The 12,251-nt window shown below is 72.2% G+C and carries 6 protein-coding genes and 1 pseudogene; 4 read left to right on the plus strand and 3 right to left on the minus strand.

Going from position 1 to position 12,251, the window contains the following annotated elements; genetic code table 11:
* Positions 1-26: 26 nt before the first annotated feature.
* A complete protein-coding gene (locus QK442_RS04275) occupies positions 27-2,111 on the minus strand; it encodes a SpoIIE family protein phosphatase (protein WP_282692429.1) in 2,085 nt (694 codons plus the stop codon).
* 174 nt (positions 2,112-2,285) lie between these two features.
* Here QK442_RS04275 and QK442_RS04280 point away from each other — a divergent pair, with 174 nt between their 5' ends.
* The 4 genes and pseudogenes from QK442_RS04280 to QK442_RS04295 form a co-directional block, all read left to right on the plus strand.
* Positions 2,286-2,486, plus strand: coding sequence for a hypothetical protein (locus QK442_RS04280; RefSeq protein WP_282692430.1), 201 nt, complete (start codon positions 2,286-2,288; stop codon positions 2,484-2,486).
* 131 nt (positions 2,487-2,617) lie between these two features.
* The gene (locus QK442_RS04285; RefSeq protein WP_282692431.1) at positions 2,618-3,796 is read left to right on the plus strand and encodes an acyl-CoA dehydrogenase family protein; all 1,179 of its coding nucleotides are present in this window, start codon (positions 2,618-2,620) and stop codon (positions 3,794-3,796) included.
* A gap of 437 nt (positions 3,797-4,233) precedes the next feature.
* Positions 4,234-5,580: a PHB depolymerase family esterase gene (locus QK442_RS04290; protein ID WP_282692432.1), complete on the plus strand. Its 1,347-nt coding sequence runs from the start codon at positions 4,234-4,236 to the stop codon at positions 5,578-5,580.
* A 7-nt stretch (positions 5,581-5,587) separates the two neighbouring features.
* A pseudogene (locus QK442_RS04295) lies at positions 5,588-5,828 on the plus strand (transposase); the annotation flags it as partial.
* Positions 5,829-6,725: 897 nt separating this feature from the next.
* On the opposite strand, the gene QK442_RS04300 reads toward QK442_RS04295, so the two are convergent.
* Both QK442_RS04300 and QK442_RS04305 read right to left on the minus strand, forming a co-directional pair.
* Positions 6,726-9,548, minus strand: coding sequence for a glycoside hydrolase family 2 TIM barrel-domain containing protein (locus QK442_RS04300; protein ID WP_282692433.1), 2,823 nt, complete (start codon positions 9,546-9,548; stop codon positions 6,726-6,728).
* Positions 9,549-10,288: 740 nt separating this feature from the next.
* Positions 10,289-12,172, minus strand: coding sequence for an NAD-binding protein (locus QK442_RS04305; protein WP_282692465.1), 1,884 nt, complete (start codon positions 12,170-12,172; stop codon positions 10,289-10,291).
* Positions 12,173-12,251 lie beyond the last annotated feature (79 nt).

A 12,251-nucleotide genomic window follows, 5' to 3' on the forward strand; every position in this document is an offset into this window, starting at 1 on the left:
TGACCCACCCCTCCGTCACGGGTTTCTCAGCCGCCCGGGGCCGGCCCGCCCGCGCCCACCGGCGCCGGCCCGATCTCGCACCACACCGCCTTGCCCTCGCCCCGCGGCTCCACGCCCCAGCGCGAGGCCAGCGCGTCGAGCAGGAGCAGCCCCCGGCCCGAGGTCGCCGCCTCGCCGGGGGTGCGCCGCCGGGGCCAGGCGCTCGACCGGTCCTGCACCGAGAGCCGTACCCGCCGCACCGGTTCCGGCAGCACCTCCAGGGTGAGGACCGCGCCGCCCTCGGTGTGCAGCAGCACGTTCACAAGGAGTTCGCCCGTCAACAGTTCGGTGTCGTCGGCGAGTTCGGGCATGCCCCAGTCCCGCAGCGCCTGCCCCACGGCCGCCCGCGCGTCGGAGAGCCCCTGCGGGTCGGCCTGGTGGATGTACTGGTGGATGCGCGGCGCCCGCGGCGTCCCCGGGTCCGGGCTCCGCCGCAGCACGAGCAGGGCCACGTCGTCACCGGAGCCCCACCGCTCCCACAGCCGCTCCGACAGGTGGTCGGCCAGCGCCTCCGCCTGCGGGGGGCCGCTGCTCACCGCCTCGGACAGGGCCGCGAGCCCCGCCTCGATGTCCGTGCCCGGCTGCTCGACGAGACCGTCCGTGCACAGCACCAGCGTCTCGCCCGGCACCAGGTCGAGCCGCGTCTCGGGGAACTCCTCGTCGCCGAAGACGGTCGCGAGGCCCAGCGGCATCCCGCCCCGCAGCTTCGGCTGCCCCACCCGCCCGTCCGTGTGCCGGATCAGCGGCCCCAGATGCCCGGCCCGCACCGCACGCACTGTGCCGCTCATCAGGTCCACCTGCGCGTAGGTGCAGGTGGCGAAGCGCTTGGTGTCCAGCTCGGCGAGGAACCGGGAGGCCCGCGCCAGGACCGTCGACGGCGCGTGGCCCTCGCCCGCGTACGCCCGCAACGCGATCCGCAGCTGTCCCATGATCGCCGCCGCGTGCGTGTCGTGGCCCTGCACGTCGCCGACGACGATCCCGACCCGGCCGCGGGGCAGCGCGATCACGTCGTACCAGTCCCCGCCGACCTGCCGTCCGCTCCACGCCGCGTGGTACCGGACCGCGATCTCCCCGCCGGTGATCTCCGGGATCCGGCGCGGCAGCATCGTCTCCTGGAGCCCGGTGGCCAGTTCCCGCTCCTCGTCGAAGAGGATCGCCCGCTGCAGCGACTGCGCCACGATCGCCGCGAGCCCGAGCGCCAGGTTCCGCTCGTCCGCGGTGAACGCCGTCCGCCCCCGGTAGAACAGCGCCATCCCGCCCAGCGACCGCGCCTGCGCCACCAGCGGCAGGTAGCAGGCCGCCTGGAACGGCAGCCGCCCCAGGTACGGCGCCAGCTCGGGGAAGTCACGGCCGAGCGACGCGAACGAGGACACGAACCGTGGCCGGCCGCTCAGCACCGCCTCCGCCAGCGGCAGCCCCCGGTCGAGACGCCGCGTCCGCAGCCCGTCGAGCACGTCCAGGGAGTCGCCGCTGAGCGCGATCACGTTCAGCGAACCGTTCTCGACGAGCCCGAGCGCCAGCCCGTCCGCCCCCAGCCGCGCGAGCCCGCCCGGGCCGGTCAGCGCCGCCGTCACGTCGTCCACCGTCACCGCCCGTGACAGCGCGTGCGTGGTCCGCTCCACGATGCTCGTCTGCATCTCGCGGCGCTTCTCCAGCTGCGCCACGAACGCCGCGTGCGACACCTCGGCCGTGGTGTCCCGCACCGCCCCCACGATCCGGTGCGCCCGCCCGTCCGCGCCCCGCAGGATCCGCGCCAGCACATGCGTCCAATGGGGTGTCCCGTCGTCCTGCGGGATGGGGAAGTGCGTGCTGTACGAGGTGTCACCGCCGGTCACCGCGGCCCGCACCACCTGGTCCAGGCGCAGCCGCTCCGCCGGGTCGAGCCGCGCCACCAGACTCGCCGGCCGCCCGTCGAACGTCTCCGGGGTCATGCCGAAGACCAGCAGCCCGGACGCGTCGACATCGATGGTGCCCGTGTCGAGGTCCCAGTCGAAGCTGCCGGTCCGGTTCATGGCGAGCCACTCGGCGGGTCCGATCCCGCCGCCGTGGCCCTGCGGATCGTCGTCGGTCATCCCTCCCATTGTCGAACCCGCACCCCGCCGACGCCATGGCTGTGACACGGCGTGGCGCCCCGGGAAACACCCGACGGGAGGGGGTCCGCGGCGGGCGTCCGGATGCGGGACACGGGACCGGACACGAGAATGGCCAGTGCCGGGAGCCACCCGCAGAAGCATGGAGGAGACGGCATGAACGCTGAGCCCGACGAGAAGTCCCGGGGGGACGTACCGACGCCCGACCGGCTGCTGCACTCCGGTTCGGAGGGCGAGTTCACGGCCGAGGATCTGGTCCTCGCCTCCGGCCGCGACGTGACGCCGAAGACCCTGGCCTGGGCCGAACGCAGGATGGCGGAGAAGGGCCGCGCCTCCCTGGACGAACTCCTTCCGTAGGAAGCCGTACGGGTGCCGGGGCGGCGAGCCGGACGGCGCCGCCCCGGCCCTTCCCCATTGATGGAACACGTTCTACCGTGACCGCCGTCGCGCCGAGGAAGCCGACGCCGACGCCGTCACGGGAGGCCGGGATGCACCTGCAGTACACGCCGGAACAGAACCGCCTGCGCGCCGAACTGCGGGCGTACTTCACGGAACTCGTCCCCGAGGACGTGCACGGCCGGTACGGGGACCCGGCCGCCCAGAAGCGCTTCTACCGCGAGACGATCCGCCGCCTCGGCGCGGACGGCTGGCTCGGCGTCGGCTGGCCCGCCGAGTACGGCGGCCGCGGCCTCACCCCGATGGAACAGTTCATCTTCTTCGACGAGGCCGCCCAGGCGGGCGTCCCGCTGCCGCTGATGGCGCTGAACACGGTCGGCCCGACGCTCATGCGGTTCGGCACGGAGGAGCAGAAGGCGTACTTCCTGCCCCGCGTCCTCTCCGGCGAGATCGACTTCGCCATCGGCTACAGCGAACCCGACGCCGGCACCGACCTCGCGGCCCTGAAGACCCGCGCGGTGCGCGACGGGGACACGTACGTCGTCAACGGGCAGAAGATCTGGACGACCAACGGCGACACCGCCGACTGGGTCTGGCTCGCCGTCCGCACCGACCCGGACGCCGCCCCCCACAAGGGCATCACCATGCTCCTGGTGCCGACCACCGACCCCGGCTACTCCTGCACGGTGATCAACACCCTCGCCTCGCACGACACCACCGCCAGTTACTACGACGACGTCCGCGTCCCCGTCACCCACCGCGTCGGTGAGGAGAACAAGGGCTGGCGGCTCATCACCAACCAGCTCAACCACGAACGCGTCACCCTCGCCGCCCACGGCACCATGGCCATCCGCGCCCTCCACGACGTCCGCCGCTGGGCCGCCGGCACCCTCCTCTCCGACGGCCGCCGCGTCCTCGACCTCCCCTGGGTCCGCCGCACCCTCGCCCGCACCCACACCCGCCTCGACGCGATGAAGCTCCTCAACTGGCAGATGGTGAACGCCGTCCACCACGGCACCCTCACCCCCCAGGACGCCTCCGCCGTCAAGGTCTACGGCTCCGAGGCCCGCCGCGACGCCTACGCAGCCCTCCTGGAGGTCGTCGGCGCCGCAGGCGCCCTCAAGGAAGGCTCCCCCGGAGCCGTCCTCCACGGCGAACTCGAACGCGGCTACCGCTCCGCCGTCATCTTCACCTTCGGCGGCGGCAACAACGAGATCCAGCGCGAGATCATCTCCTGGATCGGCCTGGGCATGCCCCGCGTCCGCCGCTGACGGCGTTGTTCGGATGGTCGGGTCGGATGGTCGGGTCGGATCTCCGTGGCCCTGCGCACCGCACGCTCACGAAGCTCAGCAGGGGCCCGCCCGCCGGGCCCCTTGGCGGGCGGTTGCGGGGTGGCGTACGTCGGCACGTGGCCGGATAGCCCCTCGCGAGGTGTCGAAGCGCTTCATTTGATGGCTCATGTCAATGAGAACTCTCTGGCGAAACAAGAGGAATGAAGGCAAGGCGGCCTTGCTTCCCGTCAGGCATTGACATCGCCTCCAGGGTGATGGGAGCGTCGAAGCGCTTCACCTTCCGTTGTCGCTTCCTTCTCTTGCGGTGCGCTTTCGCGCGCCCTTGGCCACAGCAACCACCGTGCCCGCCACTCCGGTTCGGCAGGCGACCGGGAGTGTCGCTCCGGGCCGCGCCGGATTCCAGAAAGGACGCCGCCATGTCCCGGAAAGCCAAGAAGAGGCGTGTCAGAGATGCACTGGTAGCCCTGCTGGTGGGGATCTCGCCGCTGTTCGCGGCGCTCGTACTGACCGGTGCCTCGGCCACCACCGCGTCGGCCGCGTCGCTGACCGAGGTGACCGACTTCGGCAGCAACCCCGGAAACCTGCGGATGTACGTCTACGTGCCCGACAACGCTCCGGCACGTCCGGCGGTGGTGGTGGCAGTGCACTACTGCACCGGCACGGCGCCCACCTTCTACTCCCACACGGAGTTCGCCCGCCTGGCCGACCAGCATGGGTTCATCGTCGTCTACCCGGACGCGAACGTCAGCGGGCAGTGCTTCGACGTCTCCTCGCCCCAGGCGCTCAGGCATGACGGGGGCAGTGACCCCACGAGCATCGCCTCGATGGTCCGGTACACCGTGCAGAACATGAACGCCGACGCCGGCCGGGTCTACGTCACCGGCGCCTCGTCCGGCGCGATGACGACCAATGTCCTGCTCGGCGCCTATCCGGACCTGTTCAAGGCCGGTGCGGCGTTCGCGGGCGTGCCGTTCGGCTGCTTCGCCACCACTGACGGCTCCGGCTGGAACAGCGCCTGCGCCACGGGCCGGATCACCAAGACCCCGCAGGAGTGGGGCGACCTCGTCCGGAACGCCTATCCGGGGTACACCGGCGCCCGGCCGCGGATGCAGCTGTGGCACGGTACCGAGGACGACGCGTTGTACTACGCGAACTTCGGTGAAGAGATCAAGCAGTGGACCAATGTGCTCGGGGTGAGCCGGACCCCGGTCTTCACCGACTCCCCGCAGTCCGGCTGGACCCGCACCCGCTACGGCTCTGCGACCGCGCAGGCACCGGTCGAGGCGATCAGCGTCCAGGGTGTCGGGCACGTCCTGCCCTCCAGCGGTATGGCGGCCCGAGCCATCGCCTTCTTCGGACTCGACGGTTCCGGCGGGACCACCACAGGTCCGGTCCGCGCCACTGGTTCCGGCAAGTGCCTGGACGTGCCCGGCTCTTCGCGGACCAACGGCACCCAGACGCACGTCTGGGACTGCAACGGCCAGACGAACCAGACCTGGACCAGAACGTCGACCAAGCAACTCACCGTCTACGGCGGCGCGAAGTGCCTCGACGCGGCAGGCACCGCGGCCGGCGCCGAAGTCGTGCTGTGGGACTGCAACGGCGGCACCAACCAGCAGTGGTACGTCAACTCCGACGGCACCATCACCGGCGTCCAGTCAGGCCTGTGCCTGGACGTGACCGGTGCCTCCACCGCCAACGGCGCACTGGTCGGACTGTGGGGCTGCAACGGCGGCAGCAACCAGCAGTGGCGCCTCGGCTGACAACGGCCCGCCGCCCCTCCGGCTGAGGTCGTCGACCACCGGCCTGGCCGGCCAGGACATCGACGCGCGCCGACAGGCCTTCCTGAGGAGGTTCGACCCGGAGCACGCCTTCCGGCTGCTGAAGCGGATCCTCGGCCGGACCCGGCCGAGGATCCGCGGTCCCGAGCTCGGACCGCTGGACGTGGCTCGTGATCGCCGCCCACATACAGCTCGGGCTCACCCGCGAAGCGGCGGCGGACCTCCGCCGTAGAAGGCCCGCAGGAGGCCGCGGTGGCAGCGGCGTGACCGACGCGTGTCGCCGCTGACGCGGCCGGAGTCGCGGGGTACCCCGGAGCCGCGGAGCACCGGTGGCAGGTCTTCGAGGGCAGCCACCCCCTTCGCGAGGCGGGCCGCCATCGAGGCGGCCGGCTCCTCGCCATGCAGCGCAGTGTGCTGAGCCGGGGCTGCCTCGACGGCGGCCTGGGCGATTGAAGCAGCGCCTCCGACCTTGTGGTTCTTCCGCCAGGTCTCGACGAGCTCGGTGCCGCTGCGGCGGTCCCCCGTCGGCGTCTGACAGGCCGGTCAGCAGCAGTAGCGGGATCGGATCTGTCCCTTGTCGGTCGGACTCGGCGCACGCCGAGATCCTTGCGCGTGCAAGCCTGGCCGACGATGACGAAGGTGCCCTTGGCGCCCGTCCTGCCCTGACCCGGTACGCGGCTGATGCCTGGTGAACGGCGAGGCCGTCGAGATCCACAACGGGTCATGCGGCCACTGCTCGCGGCCAGTGGGTGTCGGAGCGCTGGGGGGTGCCTGCTCGTGGGACCGGCCTACGCGGACCGTCGTGTTACCGAGGGCGCGTGCGAGAGGTTGTCAGGGTGTGTCCGGTGTGCCGAAGCTCGTAGAACCGGAAGCCGTCCGGGAGGGCGACGGCCGCGCGAGCGCGTCGTCGCCCTCCCGGACGAAGGGGGCGCACCGGAAGGGCGCCCTCCAGCAGAGGAAGACCGGTCCGTCGGGCTCCTCCTCGGCGAACCAGGCGCACGTCGGCGCTGACCGTCACGGTCGTGGGGCAGGTGCACGCCTCGGGAAAGCGAGGTCGAGCACCTGTGGGAAGCGCCGGTCGGCAGGGGGGGCGGGCCGCGTGCGGCGTCGGCGAGTGGGTGGACGTGTCACCGGGAGAACGAGAAGTACAGGGTTCGGCCGTAGTCGCCCGTCGCCGTGGTGGGGGCGCCGCTGGGGCCGAGATCGGCCGGTGGGTCGAACTTGGTGCCCATCGCCGGGATGGCGTCGAGGAAGGACAGGTCTCCCTGCGGGAAGGGCGGCGCGGTGTGGCGGGGGTCGGGGCCGAAGCGGGGTGTGAAGAGGCGGAGGTAGAGGTCCTCGTCCTCGGAGACCACGGTGAGACGTCCGGCGGTGGTGTGCAGGGACGCCCAGCGGACGCCCGCGTGGTAGCCCTTGAACTCCGGGTACACCCAGCCGTCGGCACCGGTCGCGGTGTCGTTGTACTGCTTGGTCCAGACGTCCGTCGCGACGCCGCGCAGCCGGTTCTTCCACACCCGGTGGGGTCCGTGGCCGAGCCATGTCACGCCGGTCACCTGTGATTCGGGGTGGTCGAAGCCGACGCCGAAGAGGTCGTGTTCGCCGGTGAGGTGGTAGCGGTAGTCCAGCTGCAGCCAGCCGCTGGGGTGCAGACGCCACCGGACGTGGCGCAGGACGCCGGAGTACTCGGCCCGCGCCGTGTAGCCGTTGCCGTCGGCCCCGTGGGTCAGGCGGGTGAGGTCGGCTGTGCCGGTGGTGGGCAGCGGGCCGCGGGACAGCGCGAAGTCCCTCCCCTGGTGGGTGACGCCGGCCAGCATGCCCGTCGTGGCGTCGAGCGTGACCGTGGTGTGGCGGGATGTGAGGGTGAGCCTGTCGTCGGCGAGCCGGCCGCGTACGGCCGGTCCCGGACCTGTCCGTATCAGCCGTCGGGCCTGGTCGGCGGCGGACGCGATGGTCCATGTCCAGCGGCGGATCTCGAGGCCCTCGGCGTCGGTGACGGTGAGCGCCATGGCGTCGGCGCGGCGCCAGCCGGACGGCAGGGGCAGGCGCAGCACTCCTTCCGCGCCGGGCCCGATGTCCGGAGCGGAGGCGGTGCCCTGGGCGCGCACCGTGTGGCCGTCCCGCCGCTGCGACGGGGTGCGGAAGTCCAGGAGCTGCCACGTGAACCGGCAGGTACGGGTGTTGGTGAAGGCGTAGTGGTTGATGAGCCTGATCCGCCCGTCGAAGTCGTTCGGCAGGCCGGAGGCGAACCGCTCCGGCTCGGCGAGCTGTACGGGGGACCAGATGTCCTTGATGGTGTAGAAGCCGGCCTCTTTCTCCCGGAAGGGGCCGAGGATGCCGTCGGGTGCGGCGTTGCCCGCCACGTCGATGGCGCCGCCGAGGTCGTCGCGCACGATGCCCTCGTCGAGCAGTGCCCACACGAAGCCTCCGGCGGACAGCCGTTCATGGCCCATCAGCTTCCAGTAGTCGTCGAGACCCGCGCCCGCGCCGCCGTCGTAGAGGCCGTGGAGGAACTCGGTGGGCATGAAGATGTCGCCCTTCTCCTGAAGGATGCGGCGGGTGCTCTCGTAGTTCTCGTAGTGGTCGGTGTTGATGCCGCCGAAGTTCGCCCAGGGGTGGAGCACCGTGCGATTCTGGGGGTCGTGGCGGGCGTAGTCGTCGTCGAGGGCGGTGTTCCAGCCGCCTTCGTTGCCGTTGCACCAGAACAGGACCGACGGGTGGTTGACGTCACGGGCGACCATCGAGGCGACGAGGGGCCTGCCCGCCTCCTCGTCGTAGAACTTCTGCCAGCCGGCCAGTTCGTCGAGGACGTACAGGCCGAGTTCGTCGGCGAGGTCGAGGAAGTGCGTGTCCGGCGGGTAGTGGGACATCCGGACCGCGTTCATGTTCATCTCCTGCATCAGCAGGATGTCCTTGCGGCTGATGCGCGGGCTGGTCGCCCGGCCGGACGTGGGCCAGATGGTGTGCCGGTTGGCGCCCTTGAGGATGACCTTGACGCCGTTGACGTACACGCCGTCGCCGGGGCGCACCTCGACGGTGCGGAAGCCGAACCTCTCGTCGACCCGGTGGACGGTACGGCGGTCACCGGCGCGGAGCGTGACCTCGACGCGGTACAGGTGCGGGGTCTCCGCCGTCCACTGCCGGGGCGAGTTCACCGTGGTCCTGAGGGTCACCGTCGTGTCGCCGGGGGCGACGGCCGCGGTGAACGGGGCGCCGACCGGGCGCCCGGACAGGTCCGTGACGCGGGCGACGAGACGGTCGGCGGAACCGGTGTCCGACAGATGGGCGTCGACCCGGAGCGTGCCGTCGGCGCGGGCGTCGACGGCGATGCGCTCGATGTGCCGGCGCGGGAACGCCTCCAGGTGGACGGGGCGGTAGATGCCGCCGAAGTTCCAGTAGTCCCCGAGGCGTTCGGCCCGGTTGACGGACTCGTCGCCGGACTCCTTGCTGACGGTCACCTCCAGGAGGTTCTCCTGCCCCGAACGCAGCTTCTCGGTCACCTCGTGACGGAACCGGTAGAAGCCGCCGCGGTGGACGGGCCCGACCGACTCGCCGTTGATCCACGCCTCGGTGTCGGTCATCGACCCTTCGAAGACGAGGAAGACGCGTCGGTCACGCCAGTGGGCGGGCGGCGTGAAGGTGTGCCGGTAGTGGCCCTTCTCCTCCGGCCGCAGGTTCCATCCGTAGTTGTACGTGCCGTATCCCTGGAACTCCCAGTTGGACGGGACCGGGATGCTGCCCCAACTGCCGCTGCGCCGACCGCTGGTGCACAGAAAGTCCCAGTCGACCGGGTGGTCGGCGTCCTCCCCGGACAGATACAGGCGCTCCGTGCGCGTGGAGGCGGCCGTTCCGTCGGCCGTCCCGGCGGCCCACGCTGAGCGCGCCGGGAGGCCTCCGGCGACGGCCGCGCCTGCGGCACCGAGGATCAGAACGCCACGGCGTGACAATTGCATGACATCTCCAGCCTTCGAGGAACCATCGGGATGGGGAACGGCAGGGACGTTCGGGGGAGCCGACAAGCCCGGTCGGCACACGGCAATCGAAGCGCTTGCGCGCACAACGTCGCATTTCAGAGCACACGTGCAGGAGTGACGACGACACTAGGAGTCGAATGAATCGAATACAAGAGGGCGGCAGCCGCAGGTGCCTCGGAACCGCCTTGTCAGTCCCCGGTACCGCAAGCCTCGGCGTCGCGAGCTCAAGGGCGGACCCGTGCCGGATCCTGCGGGAACCACGGGTGACACCGGGGACCGGTCGACCGCCCGCCAGGCGCCGACGGCTGCACCGCGAGTCGGCTCCATGGACGGACCCCGCCCATGGCGGCCAGTCCATGGATCAGGGCCACTCCCTGCCTACTGGCTGCCCGCACCTGCGCAATCCGGCCCGCGCACCGAAACCGGACCGTGGCCGAATTCGTAAGGGCGACCTAAGGGGCGTACCGCTTCAGGCCGGGCTCGATGACGCGACTGCCGACGGGCGGCTGTCCCCAGCCGTCTCGCGGGAACACGGCGACGTGGCTGCCCGCGGTCCTGTCGCCGCCGAAGATCTCCGGCCCGGCTGTGCCGGTACACGCCTCATGATCTGCGCTGTACCGAAGTGCCGACCGTTCCGCTGGTTCTGGGGCTCCGGCCGCTGAAGCTGCTTGGCATCGGTGCAGGTCGTGAACGTGGCCCGGTGCCAACCGGCGAGCCGGTCACAGTCCGGGCCCCTCGGACGGGACCGGTGGGCCCGTCGGGGCCTCGGGGGCCGGCTCGGGGCCGGTCGCGAGGAGTTCGGCGAGGCCGCGGCGGGTGGTGGCGATGACGACGCGGTCCTGGGGGCGGAGGATGTAGCCGGGGTGGAGGTCCCACAGGAGCTGGGACTGTTCGCCGTCGTGCGGGGCGGCGGCGAGGTCGGGGCGGCGGGCGGCGGGGTCGGCGGTGTCGAGGGCGAGGACGCGCCAGGCGTTCGGGCGGAACGACTCGGCCACGGTGCGGCCTTCGAGCTGGGGGTGGCCCGCGACCAGGAGCGCGGCGAAGAGGAGCACCTTGCGCTCGACGGGGATCGCCCCCAGGATCTGACGGCCCATCATGGCCCCGGCGAAGGCGGGGGCGGCGAGGTGGGAGACGCTGCGGCTGCGGGTGATCGCGTCGGGATGGGCCGAGCGCAGGGTGCGGTAGACGGCGGTGGCGAAGTCGTCGTCGTAGATCCGCAGCACCGTGCGCAGATCGCCCTTGCGCGCCCGGGCGGCGAGAACGGCTTCGAGGTTGGTGGTGTCGGAGCTGGTGAGGGCGAGCAGGGCGTCGGCCCGCCGGACACAGGCCGCGTCGAGCACCCCGTCCTCGGTGACGTCGCCGACGAGCACGGGGACGCCCAGGTCGCGGGCGAGGGGGATCCCGCGGGCGTCGGGGTCCTGCTCGACGCAGACGACCGGGATGTCGTACTCCCGCAGACCGGCGAGGACCCGGGCGCCGATCTTGCCCAGGCCGAGCAGCACGACGTGCCCGGACAGGCCGCGGGGCGGGCGGCGCAGCGCACCGGTCGTGCGGAAGGTGCCCAGCGCCTCCAGGGCGCCGGCCACGAGCAGGGGCAGCAGGGCGAGCCCGACCAGACCGGACAGCAGCTGCAGGACCTGCCGGGTGAACGAGTCGTCGAGCGCGGGGTCGTTGATCGCGAAGAGGTCGAGCAGGGTCAGGTACGCGGCGTGCGCGGGCCCGACGTCGGTCAGCGCGGCCGTGGTGGCGGCCAGCGCCAGGACCGCGGCCACGATGCCGGCGAGAGCCCACCGCAGCCGGGCGGAGAACACCTCGCCCAGCGGCGCTCCGCGGCGTGCGAGGCGTCGGGGCGGCAGAGCGGGACCGGCCCGCCGGACCGCCTCCAGGACGACGGTGCCCCGCCCCTGGGCGGCCTGGACGACCCGGTCGTCGGGCAGGAGGTCGGGCCCCTGCGGACCGCTGGCGTCGGAGCCCTCGGAACCCGCCGGGTCGGTGGTGGTCGAGGAGAGCAGCGCCAGGGTGCACAGGCCGGGGTTCGGGACCTCGCCCCGGCCGGGGGCCGGCCGCTCCGCCGCGCGCAGCAGCAGACCGTCGGCCTGGACGACCTTCCGGGTGTCGGCGATGGCGGTGGCCACGAGCGCCGGCGCGGCGGTGTCCGCGTCGGACAACACCGTCGTGGACGCGTCCAGAAGGGCCCGGTCCGCGGCGGGATCGTTCACGAGGGCGGCCTGGTCGAGGAGTTCCTCCAGGTGGTCGCCGAGCTTGCGGTTGTACATGCGGACGACCAGACGCAGACCCGGGTTGAGCCTGCGCACGACCAGCGCCGCCCGCAGGTTCGTCTCGTCGTCCTCGTAGAGCAGGGCGAGCGCGGCCGCCCCCTCCACCCGCGCCCTCAACAGGGCCTCCCGCGTGGGCGCCGGGGCCGGCACGCTGCGCAACGGCGGCACCGTCCCCGCGCGCGCCCCGGCCGGGACCACGGGCGGTTCCGCCCCCTGATCGCCGGCCTGCCCGTCGGGGACGACGAGGACGACGTGCCGCCGGTAGATGTCGCGCAGTTCGGCCGCCAGCCGGTGCGCCAGCCCGTCGTCCCCGCAGACCACCATGTGGCCCTGGGGCCACGGGCCTTCCTGATGCGGCAGTACGGTCATGATTCCCCCGATGTACGGACAGGACGCGCCGGCC

The sequence above is a fragment of the Streptomyces sp. CC208A genome, from assembly GCF_030010625.1.
GTDB lineage: Bacteria > Actinomycetota > Actinomycetes > Streptomycetales > Streptomycetaceae > Streptomyces.

What these genes read in the sequence shown, in the direction of transcription:
- QK442_RS04275 (WP_282692429.1), bottom strand. Translation starts at nt 2,111, where the DNA reads ATGACCGACGACGATCCGCAGGGCCACGGCGGCGGGATCGGACCCGCC.
- QK442_RS04280 (WP_282692430.1), top strand. Translation starts at nt 2,286, where the DNA reads ATGAACGCTGAGCCCGACGAGAAGTCCCGGGGGGACGTACCGACGCCC.
- QK442_RS04285 (WP_282692431.1), top strand. Translation starts at nt 2,618, where the DNA reads ATGCACCTGCAGTACACGCCGGAACAGAACCGCCTGCGCGCCGAACTG.
- QK442_RS04290 (WP_282692432.1), top strand. Translation starts at nt 4,234, where the DNA reads ATGTCCCGGAAAGCCAAGAAGAGGCGTGTCAGAGATGCACTGGTAGCC.
- QK442_RS04300 (WP_282692433.1), bottom strand. Translation starts at nt 9,548, where the DNA reads ATGCAATTGTCACGCCGTGGCGTTCTGATCCTCGGTGCCGCAGGCGCG.
- QK442_RS04305 (WP_282692465.1), bottom strand. Translation starts at nt 12,172, where the DNA reads ATGGTGGTCTGCGGGGACGACGGGCTGGCGCACCGGCTGGCGGCCGAA.